This window comes from Algicola sagamiensis DSM 14643 (genome assembly GCF_000374485.1).
GTDB classification, from domain to species: domain Bacteria; phylum Pseudomonadota; class Gammaproteobacteria; order Enterobacterales; family Alteromonadaceae; genus Algicola; species Algicola sagamiensis.
In genome coordinates this window covers 186546-208407 of sequence record NZ_KB894491.1, presented here as the reverse complement: position 1 = coordinate 208407, position 21862 = coordinate 186546, and the positions used below count along the sequence as shown (strand labels likewise).

17 protein-coding genes are annotated in these 21862 nt (G+C 42.3%); 6 read left to right on the top strand and 11 right to left on the bottom strand.

Translation table 11 applies throughout. The features are described from left to right. Positions 1–18 precede the first annotated feature (18 nt). Positions 19–1281 (bottom strand): NAD(P)/FAD-dependent oxidoreductase, encoded by a 1263-nt coding sequence (locus C505_RS0100925; RefSeq protein WP_018690718.1) that lies wholly within the window; start codon positions 1279–1281, stop codon positions 19–21. 171 nt (positions 1282–1452) lie between these two features. Beyond that, positions 1453–4323 (bottom strand): M16 family metallopeptidase, encoded by a 2871-nt coding sequence (locus C505_RS0100920; RefSeq protein ID WP_018690717.1) that lies wholly within the window; start codon positions 4321–4323, stop codon positions 1453–1455. 295 nt (positions 4324–4618) lie between these two features. Between C505_RS0100920 and C505_RS0100915 the strand changes: the two genes are divergently transcribed. Then, on the top strand, positions 4619–5224 hold the full coding sequence (locus tag C505_RS0100915) for a hypothetical protein (RefSeq protein ID WP_018690715.1): 606 nt from the start codon (positions 4619–4621) through the stop codon (positions 5222–5224). 78 nt (positions 5225–5302) lie between these two features. Here the strand turns inward: C505_RS0100915 and C505_RS0100910 are convergent, their stop codons facing one another. From C505_RS0100910 to C505_RS0100885, 5 genes are all read right to left on the bottom strand, one after another. After that, the gene (locus C505_RS0100910; protein ID WP_018690714.1) at positions 5303–6418 is read right to left on the bottom strand and encodes an FAD-dependent oxidoreductase; all 1116 of its coding nucleotides are present in this window, start codon (positions 6416–6418) and stop codon (positions 5303–5305) included. Positions 6419–6989: 571 nt separating this feature from the next. After that, positions 6990–7988 (bottom strand): 6-phosphofructokinase, encoded by a 999-nt coding sequence (locus C505_RS0100900; RefSeq protein WP_018690712.1) that lies wholly within the window; start codon positions 7986–7988, stop codon positions 6990–6992. A 61-nt stretch (positions 7989–8049) separates the two neighbouring features. Further along, positions 8050–8715: a 5-oxoprolinase subunit PxpB gene (gene pxpB / locus C505_RS21035; RefSeq protein WP_018690711.1), complete on the bottom strand. Its 666-nt coding sequence runs from the start codon at positions 8713–8715 to the stop codon at positions 8050–8052. Continuing rightward, positions 8712–9464, bottom strand: coding sequence for a 5-oxoprolinase subunit PxpA (locus tag C505_RS0100890; protein ID WP_018690710.1), 753 nt, complete (start codon positions 9462–9464; stop codon positions 8712–8714). The genes pxpB and C505_RS0100890 overlap by 4 nt, the downstream gene beginning before the upstream one ends. 34 nt (positions 9465–9498) lie before the next feature. Next, positions 9499–11499: an SDR family oxidoreductase gene (locus tag C505_RS0100885; protein WP_018690709.1), complete on the bottom strand. Its 2001-nt coding sequence runs from the start codon at positions 11497–11499 to the stop codon at positions 9499–9501. A gap of 478 nt (positions 11500–11977) precedes the next feature. Here C505_RS0100885 and C505_RS0100875 point away from each other — a divergent pair, with 478 nt between their 5' ends. Both C505_RS0100875 and C505_RS0100870 read left to right on the top strand, forming a co-directional pair. Next, positions 11978–12328 (top strand): phasin-related domain-containing protein, encoded by a 351-nt coding sequence (locus C505_RS0100875; RefSeq protein WP_018690707.1) that lies wholly within the window; start codon positions 11978–11980, stop codon positions 12326–12328. A gap of 460 nt (positions 12329–12788) precedes the next feature. Beyond that, complete coding sequence (locus tag C505_RS0100870) at positions 12789–13388, top strand: hypothetical protein (protein ID WP_018690706.1); 600 nt, start codon at positions 12789–12791, stop codon at positions 13386–13388. 77 nt (positions 13389–13465) lie between these two features. Here C505_RS0100870 and C505_RS0100865 read toward each other — a convergent pair whose 3' ends face one another. Then, positions 13466–14935 (bottom strand): DUF3336 domain-containing protein, encoded by a 1470-nt coding sequence (locus C505_RS0100865; RefSeq protein ID WP_018690705.1) that lies wholly within the window; start codon positions 14933–14935, stop codon positions 13466–13468. 193 nt (positions 14936–15128) lie between these two features. Between C505_RS0100865 and C505_RS21030 the strand changes: the two genes are divergently transcribed. Beyond that, a complete protein-coding gene (locus C505_RS21030) occupies positions 15129–15932 on the top strand; it encodes a substrate-binding periplasmic protein (RefSeq protein ID WP_018690704.1) in 804 nt (267 codons plus the stop codon). Positions 15933–16061: 129 nt separating this feature from the next. Here the strand turns inward: C505_RS21030 and prfH are convergent, their stop codons facing one another. Together prfH and C505_RS0100850 are read right to left on the bottom strand one after the other, a co-directional pair. Then, positions 16062–16682, bottom strand: a complete 621-nt coding sequence (gene prfH / locus C505_RS0100855) for a peptide chain release factor H (protein ID WP_018690703.1) — start codon at positions 16680–16682, stop codon at positions 16062–16064. Beyond that, positions 16679–17830, bottom strand: a complete 1152-nt coding sequence (locus tag C505_RS0100850) for an RNA ligase RtcB family protein (RefSeq protein ID WP_018690702.1) — start codon at positions 17828–17830, stop codon at positions 16679–16681. Before C505_RS0100850 ends, prfH begins: the two co-directional genes overlap by 4 nt. Before the next feature lie 527 nt (positions 17831–18357). Here C505_RS0100850 and C505_RS0100845 point away from each other — a divergent pair. Then, entirely contained in the window at positions 18358–19455 is a 1098-nt protein-coding gene (locus tag C505_RS0100845) for a response regulator (protein WP_018690701.1), read from the top strand. Between the two features lie 457 nt (positions 19456–19912). Beyond that, a complete protein-coding gene (locus C505_RS0100840) occupies positions 19913–21253 on the top strand; it encodes a UDP-glucose dehydrogenase family protein (RefSeq protein ID WP_018690700.1) in 1341 nt (446 codons plus the stop codon). Here C505_RS0100840 and C505_RS21025 read toward each other — a convergent pair. Next, positions 21250–21862, bottom strand: a 613-nt coding sequence (locus tag C505_RS21025; protein WP_322786033.1) for an ABC transporter permease, incomplete at its 5' end; no start/stop codon positions are given. The genes C505_RS0100840 and C505_RS21025 overlap by 4 nt on opposite strands.

Below are 21862 nucleotides of genomic sequence, written 5' to 3'. Positions count from 1 at the left end.
TGTTTGAATTCAATGAGCTTAAAATTGTGTTTTTTGAAATCGACTGACACGAAATGGTTTTAGGTCAATCGCAGGCGATTCATTTCGATAAAGCTGCAAAATGAGCTGCGCTGTCATGGCAGCTTGCGTCAGGCCCAAATGTTGATGACCAAATGCAAAAAGTACACGACGATCATGCCCATATGCATCAATAACAGGGAGGGAATCAGGCAGGGAGGGCCTTCTTCCCATCCAAGGTGAAGCTTGATGCATGTTGAGCCGATGATTAAATAATTGTTGTGCGTGCTGTTCAAGAACAAATGCCCGGCGCATGTCTGCTTCTCGTTCTATGCCAGCAAATTCAACAGTGCCCGCAAGTCGAAGCCCGCCATTCAGCGGTGTCATGATGAACTTTCTTTCAGCTGAAGTGACAGCACAAGGTAATGTATTTTTTTCACCGGGAAGCATTAAATGATAACCACGCTCTGCTTCTAGAGGGACATGGATCCCAGTCAGAGATTGAACAAGCGGCTTCGCATGAACACCATTCGCAATGAGCACCCGGGAACAAGGGATCACCCCATTTGTTGTATGAAGTTCAACACCAACTGTTGTCCTTCGTGCATCGAGGACTTTCGCGTGTTCATACTCAAGTCCAAGGGCTTGTCCACTGCGAAAAAGCTGATTCACAAGGGATAATGGATCGACAACATGGCCGGTTTGCGGGAACTCCAATGCGCCAAGCAATTGTTTACTGAGAGAAGGTACTTTTTCTTGTAGTGTGTGTGCATCCAGTGTATTGACTTCAATACCGCGATCACGAAGCTTGTTTTTATACCGAGTCAGCTTGGCCTTTGTATGCTCTTTTTCAAAGACCATGAGTGAGCCTTTTTCAATCAATAGGTTTGGCTGTTGAATCGAGCCAAGCAGATCTCGCCAGGCGCTCAAGCTGGCATTATTTAAAGCCGTTAAAGCACGAATTTGGCTGAGTTGCGCGCTGGGACGCATGTTAAGTATGAGTTGTGTCAACCAGGGGAGCGCTTTTGGGAAGTACTTTAAATCAATACGTAAAGGACCGAGCGGATCAAGGAGCATTCTGGGTAGCTGCAACATGATCTCAAGTGAAGCGAGCGGAAAGATTTGTTCTGTCGCAATATGTCCCGCATTGCCCGCGGAAGCACCGGAACCAATTGTATCCCCTTCAAGTAACAGTACTCGTGCGCCTGCTTGCTGAAGAACGAGTGCACAGCTTGTGCCGATGACGCCACCACCAACCACAACAATGTCATGGATAGTATTCACCTGTTTGTCTCTTTTTGGATGGATTTAATGTACAAAGACTATAATATGGGAATTGCATATTGTATACAATTTAGCTGGGATTTTATTCAATTAGGAATAGCAGGGACGGAAAGAGCGCTGCTATCAGGTCAGGGTGATACCGCTGTATCATAGAGACACAGCGGTGTATTTTTACTCTTTGATTAAAATATTACCATCAATATCCAACAGAATAGGCTCTCCATAACCCAGTTCTTTGATCCTGATGAGCTGTGTTTTGGCATCCCCCACAATCAGGTAAATCATCTGTTGTTCGTTGAGGTAGGTATGGATGACTTTGTGCACCTCATTCAGCGTGACATGTTTAACATAAGCTTGCTGTTGTTCGATGAAGTCATGATTGCGTCCATATTGGCTCATTGTTTCCAGCATTTTTAATAGATGTCGGGTCGTTTCAAAACGACGAGAATCTGACTTCAGCGTCATATTCTTTGCGGTTTTCAGATCGTCATTGAAGTAGGTTTTTTGGTAACGGCCCACTAAATCTTTAAATATCTGGAGAGACTCTAAAGTCACGTTTGCACGGACCTGAGAGGACGCGATAAAAGGTGCTGAGTAGCGAAGTGCTTTTCTTACGCTGCTGTAAGCGCCATAGGTATATCCTTTTTGAATTCTCAATGTTTGTCCCAAGCGAGCACTCATACCACCGCCCAGGCGCGTATTTGCAAATACAACAGGATAGAAGTCTTGATGATCCGTTGGAACTACCGTCTTGCCAACGTATATCACTGACTGTTTCGCATCCGGAAGATCAATGAAGTATACCGCAGGTTTACTATGCTTTGGCGCTTCTGGAAGAGCTGGTTGAACGACGTGAGATTGTTTCCATTTATTGAGCCGGCTTAACACCATTTTGACTTGTGCTTGAGAGACATCCCCGACAACATGAAAACTGGCCAGTTGAGAGGACAGGTTATTGCGATAATAGGCTTTTAGATCTGTCAGCGTAATATTTTTCACAGAATCCGTAGTACCGCCTGTTGGGATTCCTGCCGGGTGCTCTTTTCCATAAAGCTGCATCATAAACGCCTTTGAGGCTATTGACGCAGCATTTCCTTTTTCTTGCTGAATGCGCGTTAAACGTGCTGACTTTAACTTTTCAAACTCCTTGGCATCCCATCGTGGCTTAAGGAGCATTTCTGATAGAATAGAAATAGTTGCATCAAAATTACGTGCTAATGTGCGACCAGAAATGCTGATGCTTTCTTGGTCACCACTGACATTTAGACTGGCACCAAGAATACCAATCGCCTGCTCTAACTCTGTCGGTGTTTTGAGTTGGGTACCCTCGTTCATTAAATCAGCCATCAACATTGCCGTGCCTTCTTTTCCTTGGGGGTCCAGAAGTTGACCTCCTTTGATCTTCAAGCTGAAGTTCACAATGGGAAGCTCGTTATGGTCAATGCCATATACATGGATTTTATTTGGTGTTTGAAACTGCCAAATATCCGGCACTTGCAGCTTTGGAAGCTCAGTCAAAGGGGGTTCGCTACGATCAAGCTTACTTGGTGTTTTTACGAACTGGATCTGGTCATTTTCCTGGAACTCTGGTTCGTTTCCTGGCGTGATACTTTCTTCAACGACATTTGCTTTCACTGAGTTAGTCAGGACCAAACGCGCTTGGTCTTTCGGGACAAAGCTTGTGTATATTGCTGGTTTATTTTTAATATATTGATGGTAAACGCGCATCACATCATCCGCAGTGACAGCTTGAATATTTGCAATATTTTGCTTGAAGAAATCAGCAGAACCAGCGTACTCGTTGTAGATCCCAAGTTGAAGTGCTTTATCGAGGATACTCTCAATTCCGTAGTAAAAGGCAGTTTCCTTCTCTGCTTTCACTCTTTCTAATTGCTGCTTATCGACGCCATTGATTTCAAATTTATTCAAGGCAGTTTCAACGGCTTTATTCACAGCATCGAGCTTTGTTCCAGCATTTGCCCGAACTAAGATAGTGAAAGTACCAGCCAGCTCTTCTGAACGATTGTAAGCGAATACTTTCGGTGCCAGTTTTTCTTTTGAGACAATCGTGTCGTATAACACGGCTTGTTTTCCGTCTGAGAGAATACGTCCTAGAATATCCAGCGCATAAGCATCTTTTGTATATTCCTCAATTGTTGGATAGGTGATCCGAAGCTCAGGTATTTTCGCAAAATTATCCAAGTGGTAGAGCTTTTTTGATGTTGTTAAGTGAACGGGTTGGGGTTTCAGGGCTGGGATGGCTTGACCTGGCTTGATTTCTCCAAACCAGTTTTTTACTTTTTGCTTTGCTTGCGCGATATCGATATCACCTGCGACAACTAATGTGGCATTTGATGGAATATAAAATTGGTGATAAAACTCACGTACGTCATCCAATGTAGCAGCTTGTAAATCTTCCAAATCACCAATGACAGTCCAATTATAAGGATGCCCTTTGGGATATAATGCCTTTCGGATCACATGTTCAGCATGCCCATAAGGACGATTATCAACGCGCTGGCGTTTTTCATTCTTAACGACTTGCTTTTCGCGCTCCAAAGTACCTGCATCGACCGTATTGATCATATAGCCCAGGCGATCCGAGTCGATCCATAACAATTTATCGAATGCATCTTTTGGAACGACTTCATAATAAATGGTACCGTCACTCCATGTGCCACCATTTCTTGTTCCACCCAGCTCCGGGATCAGCTTTCGGTTTGCACCTTTTGGTACATTTTCAGAATCATTAAAGGACATGTGTTCAAAGAAATGAGCAAACCCTGTTCGGCCCGGTTTTTCACGGTTTGAACCAACATGGACAACCGTGGCCATGGCAACAATTGGATCGGATTTGTCTTGATGCAAAATGACCTTTAAACCATTGTTGAGGGTAAACTGTTCATATTGAATATCGATTTCTGGGGGAGTTTTTGTCGTTGAAGTCGATTGGGCAGTTTGCTGTGGTGCACTACAACCCGTTATGCTCAGCGGTATCGCGAATGCAAAAGTAAGAAAAATGAGTGAAATATTGGGTTTCATGATGAAGTCCTTTTGGTTTGATTACTTCGCATCAGGGTTCTCCAAAGCGGGTTTTGCTAGAACGTTAAGCACGATTCTAATACGGATAAATACGATGTCGAGGCACACCATAATAAGCATGCAAGAATCGGATGGCAACGATTATCCAGCCATAAACGCAAGCGATTGCGTTGAACTGTGATACCTGAGCGATAAATAAAAAAATGAGAGCAATGATTGATGTCATAAAACAATTTATGAAATGAAGTTACTAAAAAAGTAGTAATAGCAACGTTATTTTTGCAGGAGTTTTGCAATGCCAGGAAATGTGTCTCTCTCCCAAACGAGTGCAACAGCACAACAAACACAAACAGAAGTAACACAACCGAGTTCATCTAAAGCGAGTAAAGTCGGTAAGAACACAGTTGAAATGACACCGACACAACAAAGAGCACAGTTTCTTCTTGCCCGTGAGAAAGAAAAAATCATGCAAGCGAAGGAATCAGCTGGTTACCAAATTACAATTACGCCAAAAGTATTAACAAAACAAGAGCAGAGCGAACGACTCTACCAGACCAAAAACATTATCGGAACGACGAGTTGCCCGGGTCAACGTCCAACGGTTTACTATCGCTCAAATAGTGGTAGCTATGGGCATATTACGCAGGAACATAAAATTCAGGCGAATATAGGACGTGAGGCTGTTCGGAAGCATCCAGAATATTCGATGAGAAATGATGGACGAAATGGTGCACTTGTTGAGCGTGAAGGGAATCATGTTTTACATAAATCTCGCAATCCGTTTGTACCCGTTAAGAATCAAGCGGAGCGAGAACAGTTGAGTCAGGCGCATAAAGAACATACAAATATCAAAGATCGAGCAGCGATTAAACAAGAACGAATAATGATGCGAAACCGTTAATCGTATCATGTCTCTCACTCACTTGGCAGACGATGTGCTGCCAAGTTAAATTCAAACTCAATTTGTGCCGAGGGTCAGTCAATTCATTGATTCAATTATCGCTTGCACCTGCTTTTCTGCACTCATTATGGATGTAAGTTTTGAGGAAAATACTTGAATCAACCTTGAGTGGTAAGCGTGCTCCTGATACACGAGTAGTGGGCGGCTATCGCTAAGATCTCTAATCTTTGTTTTTAAGGAAAGCTGTGTTCCAATGACATCAAATTGGTGACGAAAGTCTGGATAAAAATGACAAGTATGCGACAACATTTTTTCTGTCAGATTTTCCTGAGTTTCTTGTGATAATCCGTTCGTTAAGGCTGATCTTGCTTGATGGATGCACTGAAACTGCGCAGCACTTGTGTGCTCAACATGAAAAAGCTGGAAAATCTGCTTCCCTTCATGGGCTACATATTTCTCTGGTGCAAGTGCATATCCGAATGGTTCCAAACTTGGGTATTGTCCATCGAAAATACCAAAGCTGAGTGCGGGAGCATCATCATATCGATTGGCAAGAATGAGCGAAAAGCATAGGTCATAATAGGGATCATGTCTGATATTCAATGGAGGAAATAATTGGCTATAAGTGCAATTAATCACGAGGTCATAGTCTTGGGCATTGAGCTGGATGCTGTTTTCGAAAGTTGTTCCAAGTTCTTGGATTGAATGATTGAGGTAAAGATGCACATCCTTTTGCTTTAGTTCCTCGAGAAACCATGATTTAGCTTTATCGACCATGAGAATACTTTCGTATACAAGAAATCCACCTTCAACATTTTGAAACCCAAGCTGTTCAATACGCGATTGACTGAGGCGCTCGAATGGCAAGGCTGTGCCTGTCAAAATGGTTTCCATCGTTCCAAAATCAAGGAGTGTTTTCGCGTCGTCTGCAACGCAAAATATTTTGGGACTATCCTGAGTGATGAGATGTGGATATTTCCTCACAAACTCTGTTTCATCCCGCATGCACATGATTCTGGTTTTGCTAGAGCGTGGATAATGATAACCTTTGTGAATACGACAGGAGTTAAAGGTGGATGCACCTGAGAAAATATCCTCAGATCGATCGTATAAATGAACGGTATGATGTTGATTTTTTAAAGACAGTGCCAAATGGCAACCATAGATACCTGCACCGATGATAGCGATTTTCATTGCGAACTCTAAGTTGGACCTTCATTAGAAAAGCTTGCAAAGGTATCGGAAATAGGTACTGGTGTCGAGTGTTACTTTTCTACCCAGATGTCATATGAGTCAAAAGCATACAGCCAAAATAGGATGTAATAGTAAAAGGCGAAAATGATAAAGGATAAAACAAGTATCGCGGTATAATCATAGAAAAATATATCCCCATTAAGCAAGCTACTATATATGCCGTAGAGATTATCCGCAAAGTCGAGTATAAAAATAGCTTGCCAAAATTTTCGACTGATGAACTGTACTCTAAATACAAATCCTAAAACGCCACAGAATCCGGTATATAGAAGGGCACTTTCCAAACCTTCAACCAGTATGAATTCCTCGTCAAGAATTAGCGAAATATCAACCCATATAATAATAGTGAATACTGGAATAAGGAGTAATAAGTGCAGCAGACGTTTGTTTTTTAATTGTTTGTCAGCAAAAAATGGCATCAGGGAATGATAGTAACTCAATCGATTCAGAAAGTTGTATTCTAGCGTTATTCTATTCATAGAACACCTACTTTCTTTGCTTGTTTTTTTCTCTATCCCTGATGATCGAAAACATGTTGTTGGAGTTTTAATAAAGTTGTATCGACAGTTTTTTGGTGGGTACTCGCTTGGTCAAGAGGGATGCAGGCAATTGCTCCTTGAGATTCGCCGATCATGAGTTTGCTTTTCCCTGATGCAATAGCTTCTACGGCCGCCGCTCCCAATTTTGTTGCGAGGATCCGGTCTGATGCCACAGGTGAACCGCCACGTTGAATATGCCCAAGAACACATGCGCGACAGTCTATTCCTATTTGCTCAGAAAGCAGATGAGCTAGAGCAACAGCGCCATCCGGGTAGGAGTTTTCTGACATTACAATGATATAACTAGACTTGCCTCTTCTTGCTCGAGTGGATTCAACATGTTGTGTGATTGTTTGCAAATCAAAATGTTCTGGCGCATGAAGCTCTGGGCAGATAATTTGTTCTGCGCCGCAGGCAATTCCAATTGAAGTTGCAAGAAACCCACTATGACGACCCATGACTTCCACAATAAATATACGCTCAAAAGCATCAGCAGTGTCACGGATTTTATCGGTAGCATCCAGTGCGGTCTCCATAGCCGTATAAAAGCCAATCGTATGATCTGTGCCGTCTACATCGTTATCAATTGTACCGGGAATACCAATGATTTGGCCTGACCAGTATTGTGCGAGGTGACAAGCACCCCGAAAACTACCATCACCACCTATGACGATTAACGCATCAATCTGATTTTTAGATAAGTTCTCAGCTGCAATTTTTGAGGATTGAACTTCAGAAAAAGCAGGGCAGCGGGCGCTTTTTAAAATAGTTCCGCCTTGATGAATGATATGTCGCACATCGGCGTCATTCAGCACAATACAATCTTGGTCCAAAAGCCCATTAAATCCGTGTTTATAGCCAATCACTTCGTAATCATGTGCAGTGAGCGTTGCGCTTCGAATCGCTGCGTTCATACCTGGCGCATCGCCTCCTGATGTCAACAAGGCGATTTTTTTCACAAGTTTTGTCATCATTGCCTCCTGTTTGTGAACTATAGATAGGACCTGAATGCTTTGCGTTGTTTCATATCAATCATTTACACGAATTGAAAAAAATAGGAACAAATTCAACGATATCTCCCACTTCAAAGGGGCATTGATCTGGGTGTTGTGGGTCATACAATGTCACGTCTGTTGTGCCAATAATATGCCATCCACCTGGTGAATTGATGGGATAAATACCCGTTTGGTGCTCTGCAATCCCAACACTCCCTGCTGGGACCTGTTTCCGTGGGTTCTTCAATCTAGGAAGAAAAAGGGAAGAGTCCAGAGGGCCTAAGTATGGGAACCCTGGTAAAAATCCAAGGCAGTAGACGGTGAACTGTCTCCCACTGTGCAATTGAATGACTTCTTCTGGAGTTAAATTACATAACGAAGCAACACGATGCAAATCCATGCCATCATAACGCGTCGGTATTTGATGATGTTTTGGTGAAAACTTAGGTAGGTATTCCATATTTTGGAGCGTATGTTCAATGAAGTCCGTCAGCATATCCGTTGATAATTGAAGAAATTGAAACTGGATCATCAGGGTTTGGTATGCAGGAATAACATCTTGGATGCTCTCTGGGAATTGCATGATAATTGACTTTCGCAGAGACTGAAGCACGTGACACAGTTCCGGGGAAGGAGAAGTATGAAAGCGGACACGAAGTGCATCAACGTTGATTGGATTGATATCGTATTGCCAGGGGATCATACTAAATCTTTTTTGAGTTGCTTTAATGCCGAGACAGAAGCAGGGTTATCACCATGAAAGCATAGTGTATCTGCTGCTAACTGAATTTCATGTCCTTGATCCGAGATGACCGTCCCATATTGAGCAATTTGTCGGGCTTGATGAATGATGTCTTCTGGAGTATTCAAAACAGCATCTGCGTGTTGTCGTGATTTTAGGTGACCCGTTTCGGTATATCGTCGATCGGCAAAAGCCTCATAGATAAGATGAATGCCACGTTCTTTCGCTGCATGTTGGTGTTCATGAGAAAGGGTGAATGCTGGCACAACAAGAAAAATACGACTATCTAATGCACAAAGGGTATTCAGTATCACTTCGAAAATACTCAAATCTTTTTGCATATCATGGTACAACGCACCATGTGGCTTAATGTACTCCATTGAGATGGATTCACTTTGACAGATACCGAGAACAGAAGAAATCTGAAACAATATTTCCGCATAGAGTGTATCGGCAGAAAGTGACACAGACTTGCGTCCGAAGTTCTCGCGATCTGGATAAGAGGGATGCGCCCCAACTTTGACTTGATATTGTTTTGCTAGACGAATGGTTTCCAGCAGTAAAGTTGGGTTTGAAGCATGTCCACCACAAGCGACACTTGCCATATGAATAAATGGGAAAACATCCTTGTCTTCCTGGTCCATAGGGAGAACATCACTCTCTCCCATATCACAGTTAATGAGAATTTTTGAATGAAAGCCTTTTACCATAGTTCAATACTTCTATTACTTAAAAAATTGGCATCTATAAGTGAATACCGCGCATAAATTGCGAAATTGCAATTTGCTCACTACTGAGTTCTTTTGGCTGGTTTCCGGATTCTTTTTTCAGGGCTTCCTTATCTCCTTTGGCGGCAGCTGAATCCTTAAACATCCTGAAGGTAAAGTTGAATAAGATTTCAGTGACCCGTGGGAAAATATAATACAAGACCTGAATCGCAATCCCAAGGCGTGTTGCAACACGTTTAGGCCGATCAACAATCCCTTTGGCTATCATATTGGCAGCTTGTTCCGGAGATAGTGTTGGAAAGTAATCGTAGATCCGTGTTGGTGCAATCATTGGTGTTTTGACGAGTGGCATATTCACCGTTGTAAATTTAACACCTGTATCTGAATATTCAGCTGCTGCGCAGCGAGTAAAGGCTTCCAGGGCTGCTTTAGATGCAACATATGCAGAAAATCGAGGTGCATTTGTCAACACTCCTATCGAAGAAATATTGATAATATGCCCACATTGTTGCTCTGACATTCCAGGCAAAAAGCCCATGATGAGCTTTAAGCAGCCAAAATAGTTAAGTTGCATCGTCCGGGTATAATCATGGAAGCGATCGGCACTGTTTTCGATAGAACGACGAATGGAACGACCCGCATTATTGACTAGAATGTCGACTCGCTCGTGTTTTTCGAGAATAGTCTGCACAAGTGCATCTGTGTCATCCATATTCGTCAAGTCACAAGAGTAAGTAGAGATCGTTGCGGTTTGACTGGATAGAGCCGCTTGGATTTCTTCCAGATTAGATTGATTCCTTGCTACAAGAATTAAGTGCGCCTGTGTGCTCGATAGACGTTTTGCGAGTGCAAGTCCAATACCGGATGTCGCCCCGGTAATCAGGATATTTTTATGTTGAACTTGCTCTTGAAGGTTTTTGGCGATGAATAAATCTGGATCCAGGTTTCTTTCCCAATAATCCCAGATATAACCTGCATATTTCTTTAATGGTGGAAGCTGAATATCCGTGCCTTCCAATGCTTTGCGAGTGGCTCGGTTATCGAACTTGGTTGGGTAGTTCATAAACGACATCACCTCTTCCGGGATCCCCCAATCGGATAGGACAGCCGATTTGATCCGGCGTATTGGCGGCAACGAGGAAATCATTTGTCGCACATACGGTGGGATGTAGTTTAGTAGTCGCGTGTCGAGGCGAACCGCCATTTTCGGAGCATGGCCAGCATCAGCAAAGATATTGAGTGCTTCACCAATTTTATGTGGTTTAGGGTCGGTTAAATGAAAGCACTGGCCATCTAAGTCTGGCTGGTGGGAGATATGATCCATGGCGCGGACAACATAATCGACAGGCACCAGATTTAAATAACCGCCTTCAATGCCAATGGTGGGGACCCAACTGGGAAGAGATTTTCGGAATTTCTGGATCATCTTGAAGAAATAATATGGCCCGTCAATTTTATCAATCTCCCCCGTTTCAGAGTGTCCAATAACCATACCTGGTCGGTAGATACGATAAGGGATCTCACATGTATCTCTGACTATTTTTTCTGCGTGATGTTTTGTTGCAAAGTAAGGGTGATTGAGTTGTTCAGCTTCTTCAAACATATCTTCACGGAATATTCCACGATATAGGCCTGCGGCTGCAATCGAGCTTACCATATGAAAACATTGCGCGCCGAGCGCCTGTGCAACCATGACGGCATGCTGGGTGCCATCCACATTGGCTTTTTGTTGAGATGTGGCATCAGTTTGAAGATCGTATATTGCAGCAAGGTGATAAAAGTGGGAGATTTGATTTTGTAATTCTTTATATTGCTTGTCGGAGAGTCCAAATTGGCTATCACAAATATTTCCGACAACAGGTTTGATCCGTTGATTTGGATCATGTTTTTCAAAATACGCTAATTTATGGAGGGATTGTTCCCGAACAAGAACGTAAATCGGTTCTTCGCGTTTGAGTAACTCTTGGATTAAAAATTTGCCTATAAAACCGGTCCCGCCAGTGACAAAATAAGCCATTCTTCACTCCTATGGAATCATCATTTTTTTATGATTATGAGCATCAACATCGGAAAACTATCCCATATTCCTGTTCTATTTATATGACAGGTCCTGAATTATCTATCGCGAGGCTGCTGAAAAAACCTCACGCTTTGTTGCTCGTTGTTCATTTGGAATGACCAAACTTCTCTCCTCGCGCCATGATTGATGCTTTTTTAGCGGTAACAGCGTGAGTTTCTGAAAGATCAACAGGTTCTAGATTTCGGTGAATTTCTAGTATCTGTTTTCCAAAAGTACTGCCTAAAATCCGAACCATTTAATCACAGTCCCTATCAGGTTTTATAGTGAACAAAAGCATGTTTTTTTATGGTTGAATCTATCAATGGTGTGATGGAGAATCGACACAATTTCGTTGGCAACGAACCGCTAGTATGCGGTTTCTAATTGCAGGGCATAGTATTAGTCTACAGAATATGGATACGGTGGAGAAAACCCTATGTCAACGATGAATCTACTCAAAGAAAAAGTCGATCTTGCGGAAGGTCTTGCGAGAAAAATCTGGCTCGCTGGTCTTGGTGCGTATGGTAAAGGTATTGATGAAGTTCAAGATCGCTATGAAAAAGTCAATCAAGAAGCGTCACACTTTTTTGATGAGCTTGTCGAAAAAGGTGAAAGACTAGAACAGGAAACCAAAGATCGTCTTAAGGAAAAAACAGCACTGGAAACCCGTGTTTCTGAAGTGAGACAAAAGCTTGGTCTGGATAGCACGGATACAGAAAAGCGCATCGAAGAATTATCTTTAAAGATTGATGCACTGGCAGAGGCTGTTTCTAAGTTGTCAAAATAGTGGTGTTTGTTCGATGAAAACGCTGATCGTCTCTGATCAGCGTTTTTTAGAAGTTCACCAAGAACTTCCGATAGAACAATGTAGTCATTCCTTCCAATGTGTCGTTACTTCCTTCTAAAACACCTTCAACGAAGACGGTGTCACCCCGACAGGATTCAAACTTCAATTGACCGATAGGAATAGAAAATACTCCAACGTTATCAATTATATTGGAGGCAGAGGTCTGCTCTCATTCTCCAATTTTCGATGGCTAGATTTTTTGTTCAAATAAAGGGAGCGTAAACGCTTGAAGGATTATTACTCGTTGGCTACTTTTTGGAAGTGCCTGTTTTACAAGCATATCCAGAATACTTTGGGAAATAACCGGACAATTTATAAATATTGGCTAAAAATTAGAATGTTGATTCAAAGATAAAGGCGTAGAGTAGTTGATTATCGCTGCATCTGTCTGGAGGAAAAAATGTCAGCACTTGACAAGGTTGAGAAACTGTCCAAACAAGTCTATTTGGTTGGACTCGGAATTTATAGCTCGGGAATGGATGCAATCACAAAACAATACGACAAAGCCTATGAAGAATCCAACCGCCTCTTTGGTCAACTCGTAGAGCGAGGGGAGTCTTTGGAAAAGGAGTGGGAAAAAGGACAACGGAAAAAACCAAAAGTCGTCAGCCGTTCAATTGATAACTTTCGAGAAAAGCTAGGACTACCTACAGCGCATCGAGCCAGTCAATTAGACCATCTAAATGATAAACTGGATAAGTTAATTTCGCAGGTAGAAGAAGTCGCAAAACAAAAAGAAAAACCGGCAAAAAGGGCAACTACGTCAAAGTCGACGATGGAGAAAAAGACAACTACGGCAAAAAAAACAACGACAACGCGATCAACGCGAAAACCAGCAGCGCGAGCGTCAAGCCGTGAAGAGGGGAATGGTGTCGTAAAAAGAACACGTACCATCAAGCCAAAAGTGGAGAAAGCCGAAAGTGTTGCGCCTCCTGCGATTGAAAAATCTATATCAAATAGTGAGCCAGAAACACCCGTTTCCTCTTCATCCAAAAGCTAGCCAATTTAACACACCCTTCGCCCGCTCGGGGCGAGGGTTTTCTCATTCATTCAGTTTAGATATGTGCCAAGAAGCCACTATGATGCGCTAACAACAGTCAATGTTGCTTTTGGCTTTGAGATCAGTCGCTTGCTTTCTTCTTGATGAAGTAGCTGTGTGTAGTATTGAAGTGTCGTTGAAATACGCGTAGCATTTTTGATCGTCTCGATTTGTGGCCAGGTTGCTTTTTCAGCCATAAAGACAAGCTCAGCAATCCCTTTTTTGGTGGGATTTTTCAGAATATATTTTAAATTCATCAAACTTCTTGGTGGCAGTATATTGATATCACCAACATACTGCTGATCGATGATTGAACGAATTTTATGTAATCCCAGTTGTGCTTTCTCATTCCAAATGACTGACTCCAGCATGTCACAGGCATAGATACTATTCACCTTTGCAAGGTTGGCCACGTGCCGCATGGTTAAAGAGACAACCCCTCGGGGTTTTTCTCTGCTTCTGGAAAGGAACGGTACGGCAAGAGGGTTGGTTTGACTGACAATACTATGGTTCACCCCATATAATCGTGCCAGCCGATCAATCGGCATATCATCCATGATAGAACCATCGGCAAATTTACGATTGGGGACATACGGAACAATATTTCCATCACGCGTTTTTGCTTTTAATTGAACGGGAGAGAAGAGGTATGGGATTGCGCAGGACGCACGTACTGCTTGTGTGATCACTGCATTTGGCGAAGTGCTTGCATTGAGAAGCCGCGAATGCTGGTGGATGTCTGCTGGCGAAACCGTAATATTGATCGCACGCCCAGTGCGCTTATAAGCTTCTTCAAATGTTTCCAGATCAAACAGTTGGATCAATGCATTTTCAAGGTTGTAGGGATCGAGCAAACTGTCACTAAATGGTCCAGCTAATTTTCCCCAGTCTTGAAAATGTTCATATATATATGCAGGACTTAAGGTCATCTTGACCTCATCATCAGTTCGTGTACCAAGCATGGCTGTGATAATGGCCCCAGCGCTTGCGCCTGAGATCACATTTGGCATGAGGTTTTGCTCAAGCAGGCATTTCACCACCCCTGCATGAAAAAAACCAAGGCCAGCACCACCACTTAACATAAAACAAGAAGAACCAAACGCATGCTCTGTACTTTCAAAGAATCGAAGCTTGTCATGGAAGCTAATCGTTTCGTCTTTGGTTTCATAGATAAACTTCAATGCATCGCAGACTTCATCCAGAAAAGTTTCGATTAACTTTTTGGTACCAATTTTTGTATGGCGATAGAGATGAGGGTTTGAAATATTGCCCAGATTGCCATGGATCCCTTCATGGAGAATATACATTAATGTGCTTGCATCCTGATTTGCACGTGCAGTGCGCAAGCGACTTAATCGCCGGCGGATCAACTTATAATCGTACTCCTTGGAAATATCATCTTCTTTCCATTCTTGATTTCGAGTTGCATGATCATAGGCTAGACAGGCTTCCCGATATTCCGAATACGTTTTTGCATGGTCAATCGCTTGTTGCAACTTTCTAAGCATTGAAACGCTCACTCCCCTTGTTTGACCGTCTGATAAGAGTTCAGGCGGCTTTCATTCCCTATAAAGAATACAATTTTCTTAGAAAAAGAAACCAAATTAGGGACGTGTTCCTTAATTCTAGCAAATGAAAGTCTGAGTTGAGATACGCAAACTATACTCATTGAGTGTCCAGCATAGATACAGTAGGTTGGTTATGAATACGATGCGAGTTTTATATAATCGGTTATTTCAATTGAATATCATCGTCGCTTTTATGATGTCTTTTTCTTGGGCAGTGCATGCAGCGGATACAGTTGTTCTAACCAATGGTGAGTGGCCGCCTTTTCTGGGTAAAACAATTCCGAAACATGGTTCATCCTCGGATATTGTTGTTCAGGCCTTTGATAAAGTCGGGATTAAGGTCAAGTTTGAATTCTATCCGTGGAAAAGGGCCATTGTTTATGTGGAAAATGGTGAAAAAGATGGCTCACTGGTTTGGCAGAAAAACCCTGAGCGAGAGAAACTTCTGTACTTCAGTGATCCAGTATTAGTTTCCAAAGAGGTATTTTTCCATCTCAAAGGCATTGGGTTCTCTTGGAAAACTTACGATGATATTGCTGCCAAAAAGTTGAAAGTGGGTGCTGCCATTGGCTATTCCTATAGCGAAGAATTCGCAAATGCGGAAAAATCCAAGAAAATTAATGTAAAACGTGTCACGAAGGATTTGCAAAACCTTCAACTCTTACTCGGTGGAAGAATTGATGTGGCCGTCATTAATGAATTTGTTGGTTATGAAATTCTTCGCAAAAACTTTAAACCGGAAGAAATCGAGAAAGTCACTCATTACAAAGATGTACCCGTAAATGTCTCCAGTTATAGCCTGATTTTATCGAAGAAAATTCCGGCTAATAAAGAAAGAATCGAGAAGTTTAACCAAGGATTGAAACAACTCAAAGATGCGGGAATCGTGGATAAAATCATGCAGGCAACAATTGCAGGTGAATATAGTGCGAAATAAAAATCATAGATAAAGGTACAAAAAAATCAGCTCGGTCACTCACTTCAATGACCGAGCAAGAAATATTCAAAGAGCAGAAGAAAATGCTGTTCGTTAGTATCAATCTGAGTATATTTTGTGTAATGAGTCTTAGCGCTTTTCTCTGAAATGAGGCCCATCAAAGACTTTATTCGCTTTCCCTCGAGTTACGGTGTAGTGCTGCGACCATCGTTGCGTGTTCTGAGATTGTGCAGAAAGTTGCGCTTGTTGCCCTAGCTTTTGCTGGATAAGTATTTTTGCAAGTCGCTTATTTGCATGTTGACTTCGCTCAGACTCGACGCGAACGCTTATCCCTGATGCAATATGTGTTGCGCGAACTGCTGAGCTGGTTGTATTCACATGTTGCCCACCTGCACCGGAAGCGCGGCAAGCTTGGAATTTAATCGTTTCATCACATGTCGGACTATCCACGTATGCAAAGATTTCACCGCTAAAAAACCAGTTCTTTCTTTTGTGTTTTGGCCTGTAAGGACTTTGGGAAACCCAAAGATGACTCCCTGACCATTGAGAACACAAAGGGTGATTTTTCTTTGCATCAACCTGAATCAGTACGGATTTAAAGTTCTTAAATTTGGGGGTTGTGACGACTGAAACAATCTCAGCCGTCACCCCATATTGAGTACATTCTTGAATAAAGGATTGCGAAGCCAACTTAACTGCATGACAACATTCTTCCGGTCCTTGACCCGCAGATAACTGAAACAAAATCATTCGTGACAGCCTCCTTGTGTTTTGTAAGTCAGCACAGGGCGTAACTTAGCAACGATACGAATCAAACCAGCCTGACATAAATCATCGATGACGCTATCACATGACTTGTATGCTTCAGGTGCTTCCTCGTAAAGAAGCGCTTTATTTTTGCAAATAACGCGGCTACCCAGTTTGGTTCGATAAAGATCGTTCTGTTGATATTTTCCTTTCAGTTTGTCCATGCAATCGCTTCGGATCCATTTTCTACCTGCACCATGCGCAAGAGAAAATAATGTTTCTTCATCTGGTATTGGCTGAACAAGGTAAGTAAAGTCACCACGGGATCCAGGGATGACGACATATCCTTCATCCGCAGGTGTTGCGCCTTTTCGATGAAGCCAGCAAGACTCTCCATCCAGCTGAATGGGTGAGACCAGATTGTGATTGACATCCAACACACAAGTTGCTTTTGCCTTCACCGCTTTTAGGAAGCGAGCAGCAATCAAAGCTCGATTGAGTTCTGCCCAACGAACAGCTTCATCGTGCTCTGCGATGTAATCCTGAAAATCCTCACTATCAATATCCAACCCATCGTGATTGTGAGCACGGATATGGCGCGCCAGGATTTGTTGACCAAGACCACGACTGCCAGAGTGAGCTAAAAAGAGCAGTTGCTTTTTCTGGATCCCAAGAGAAGCACAAGCTGCCTCATCCACGATTGCTTCTACTTTTTGAAATTCAGCAAAGTGATTTCCACCGCCAATCGTTCCAAGCGACTGATCATAGGTACTGGTGTGAATATCTTTGTCTTGCTTTCCTTGCTGAATGTCAGTGTGCCAACCTTCGTCCAATGGTGCATCAAGCCCATTGAGGCGCTTTTCCAGTTTATCCAGATTCAGTTTTGCTAGTTGAATATCTGTTTGATACAGACTCATCCCACAACCGATATCGTTTCCAACCAATGCAGGATAGACTTTTCCTTTTGTCAGGAAAGCGGCCCCAATCGGGTACCCTCGGCCAGGGTGTAAGTCAGGCATTCCGACGACGCGATGCATCCCGGTCAATGTTGCTGTTTTTTTCAGCTGTTCAATTGCTTTGCCCTCGATCCAAGTGGAATCAGAGGCGATAAAACATGTTTTCGCATTTATAATTTGGATGGGATTGCCCATAAACCAATTCCTATTTCTACATAATAATAAGGATGTATTGGCAGGTCGTAAGACCGGGGCGAATGAATGGAGCCTTAAGCGGTCTGACCTGCAGGGGTGATTATCATTGTTTGCATGTTGATTCTCCTCTGCGGTTGATTGAAAATTGGTTGCGGATTCTACCGAGATTATCCCTAAAGCGCAACCAGTAACAATAAAAACTACTTTGGCTGGTTGGTAAGGCAAGCTTTGCTGCTTCTTAATTTCTTGGTGTGAGTCCGGAAACTATTCTTAACCGATGAAAGTGATCGACATCCACGACGGATGCTAGGACTTCAAACATGTATTCTCTCCTTAGACGGTATCATTGTCTTAAATGATGTTTGAAAAAACAGTAAATTAAACCATGTGTACGAGAATCGGAAATTAGGAACTGTTTGCTTTTCATGCATGAAGAAAGAAAATTTACTTGGCTCCCTCGCTTTTTTTCCTGTTTGGTAGTTAATTAATGTATGCAAAGAAAAAACTCGTGAATCAAGGAGAGCATTTTGAATATTCTTGCCATTGACCATGATCCTGAAATGCTCAAATTGTATCAGGGCCATTTTCATGATGAGTATCAATTCATGAGCGCCACTGACAGTGAGTCAGCTTTGGCAACGATTCAAACAGCGAAACCTGATATTGTATTTTTGAGTATTGACCTGCCTGAGACATCAGGATTTGAAGTCTGTGATCAGATCAAACATAGCTTGCCTGAAACCTGCGCCATCGTATTTATCGCCAATAGTGAAAATGTAGAGGATATGGTAAAGGCTTATCAGGTGGGGGGTGATGACTTCTTGTTCAAACCCATCAATGATCATTTGCTTCTGGAAAAAGTGAAGAAAATTAAGTCGTACCATCAGCGCCAAGTGACACTGAAGCAGGAAAAAGAGCAGGTCGAGGATATTATTTATCAGTCCTTGATGGAAGCATCAACCTATGGCGCTATTCTGGGTTTCTTTCGAGAATGTATCCGATGTCATGAAATTGAAGATATGTTGTCTCACTTATATCCAACCTTGGACGGATTCCATATCAAGTTTTGTGTCAGTACTCGTGTTGATTACGAATATTTATATTCCAGCACAGCTGAAGTTTGCAGTCCGATAGAAAAAAATTTATTTGAATTATTGAGAAGTGGTGGGCGGATTTATCCACTCAATAAACAGCGCTGTCTCTTTAATTTCCCTCACCTTTCCATTTTAGTTAAAAACATGCCAGGTGATGAATATGAAGATGGCAGGCTCAAGGATTTCATGTGTATTTTGATGGAAGGTGCAGAAGCAAAGATTATGGAGATATATAAGAGTAAGCAGCTTGAACAAAATTTGCAGGAATTTCGAACCTGTATGAATGAGTTTTCCATGCAGTTGTTAAGCTCTGATGAAGATTCTTATGGAATTGCAGGAGAAACTACAAAACTTATCGCTGAAATTCAACGTGGTTTTGACTTCTTAGATCTCACTGCTGATCAGGAAGCATTCTTCCAAAAACTGCTTGATAATAGTCAAAAAGAGCTGAAATCTTTAACAGAAAATATGAATGGGACAAGAGAAAAACTCACAGGGTTATTATCTTCATTGGAAAAGGATGCACAATAACACCAGTGAGTTGGTGGAAAATAGACGTAACAGGTGCATGCGCCGTTGTTGAATTATCCGAAAGCCACACCGAGTATGCGTGTGGCTTTCTTGATTGCTTTATCAATTCATATGGCATTGTTTGAAGTCCTGCAAACATATATGATGATATTCCCTATTACCGCTTCTAACAGTAATATCGTATGCAACAATCTTGTTCCTGCAAATCGCAGTGCCTATTTAAAAGGCTGTCATGCTTCGTGTCAGTTTATTCTTTCTAATCAGATTTCCTGTTGAAACACACCTGACGAAGCCAAAATGACCAGAAAGTGAAGCGTTGTTTTTCCGGTACTGGCCAATGCATGCATTCCTTGTGATCCCACTCACAGCATAACGTCATACAAATGCATTAAAGGTGTCACGTATTTTCAATCTTCAAGCGCTATTTTTCTAAAAAATCGAAAAAAAGAGAAATGCGATGAAGATTGCCGTTTTTGGGGCTGGCTATGTCGGGTTGGTGCATTCAGCCGTTCATGCAGAAGTTGGTCATGATGTGATCTGCGTGGATGAGGATGCGCACAAAGTTGCGCTGTTAATGGATGGGAAAATACCTATCTATGAACCTGGCCTTAGCGGAATTGTCTCAGCGACCAGACAGTCTGGTCATTTATTATTTTCGACAGACCACCGGAAGGCTGTTTTACATGCAGAGATTATATTTATTGCGGTCGGTACGCCAGAAGGTGTTCATGGTAAAGCGGATTTGTCGCAAGTCAATTCAGTTGCTCAAACCATGAGTGAATGGCTTTTACCTGGCACAATTGTTGTGATGAAGTCGACGGTCCCAGTGGGGACTTCCGATCATGTTCGAACACTCATTGAGTTATCCCTTGAGCGTGCAGGACGCTCTGTTCATTTCGATATGGTCTCGAATCCAGAGTTTTTAAAAGAAGGTGCAGCTGTACAAGACTCTAAAAAGCCAGACCGCATTATTCTTGGACTCAATGCTTCAAGGGCTGAGGCAAAAATGCGGGCGCTCTACCGGGCTTTTAACCGCAATCATGATCGAATTATCGTGATGGATATCCGAAGTGCAGAGCTGACCAAATATGCAGCAAATTGTATGCTGGCAACCAAGATCAGCTTTATGAATGAAATGGCCAATATTGCTGAATGTGTTGGCGCAGATATCGAGAATATTCGTCGTGGGATTGGTTCTGATCCAAGAATAGGCTACCACTACATTTATGCGGGTTGTGGGTTTGGTGGTTCATGTTTTCCCAAAGATTTGAGTGCGCTCATTCAAACAATAGTGCAAACACCGCTGACACCTCATATTCTTCAAGCTGTATTGAGGGTGAATGAACAGCAAAAGCAGCTTTTGTATCGAAAAGTCCAATCCTATTACAAAGGAAAATTAGCAGGAAAAACAGCTGCACTTTGGGGACTGTCATTTAAACCCAATACAGATGATATGCGGCATGCACCAAGCTGTGATTTGATGATCGCATTATGGAAATCAGATGTGATTGTTCAAGCCTATGACCCACAAGCGATGCCAGCAGCAGAAAAATGTTATGGTGAATGTGAACAGCTCAAGTTAGTGCATTCCAAGGAAGCCGCGCTTGATAATGCAGACTTTCTTGTTATCTGTACGGAGTGGAAAAATTTTTGGGCACCAGATTTTCAAAAAATCAGTCAAATGTTAAAAGATCGCGTGATTTTTGACGGAAGAAACTTATACGACCCGGAAGTGTTGCCTGCATTTGGGATTACCTATATTGGCATTGGAAGAGGTACATACATTGAGCGTTCTTAGATTTTATTTGCTTGGCGGTAAGCACTGATGGATGGAATTGCTGCAATCGCCACAGACGTGATCATTAAAATCCCGATAAGCTTGATATGATGTGCATGGAGCTGACTTGTCTGCATATTGACGCCTATTGTCGTGATCAACTGTTCTTGGAAAATAACTTGGGTGAGCATCATGATAGCGATGCCTATACCTATACTCATGAGTGTGATGATGAGAACTTCAAACTCTATGAGTAAAAATAAAAAGGATGAGGAAGCCCCCATGACCCGAAGAAGATGTATCTCATGATGTCGCTCCCGAATCGATGACAATTGTATAGCACTTATCCCCAAGCAAGCTGCGAGGAATACCAAGGCAGAAATATACAGGAGAGCTTTTTCAATCATCTCCATCATTTGCCACAATTCTGATAAAGCAACACCGGGTATGATTGCGAGTAAAGGTTCTTCAGAAGATGTGTTAATTTCTCTTTGAACATGCAAAGTTGCTGTTTTTGATTTTAATCCCAGCATCAATGCAGTGATTGACTTTGGATCAGGCAATTGATGTTTTGTATCATGATGGTCTGAATGGTCTGAATGGTCTGAATGGTCTGAATGGTCTGAATGG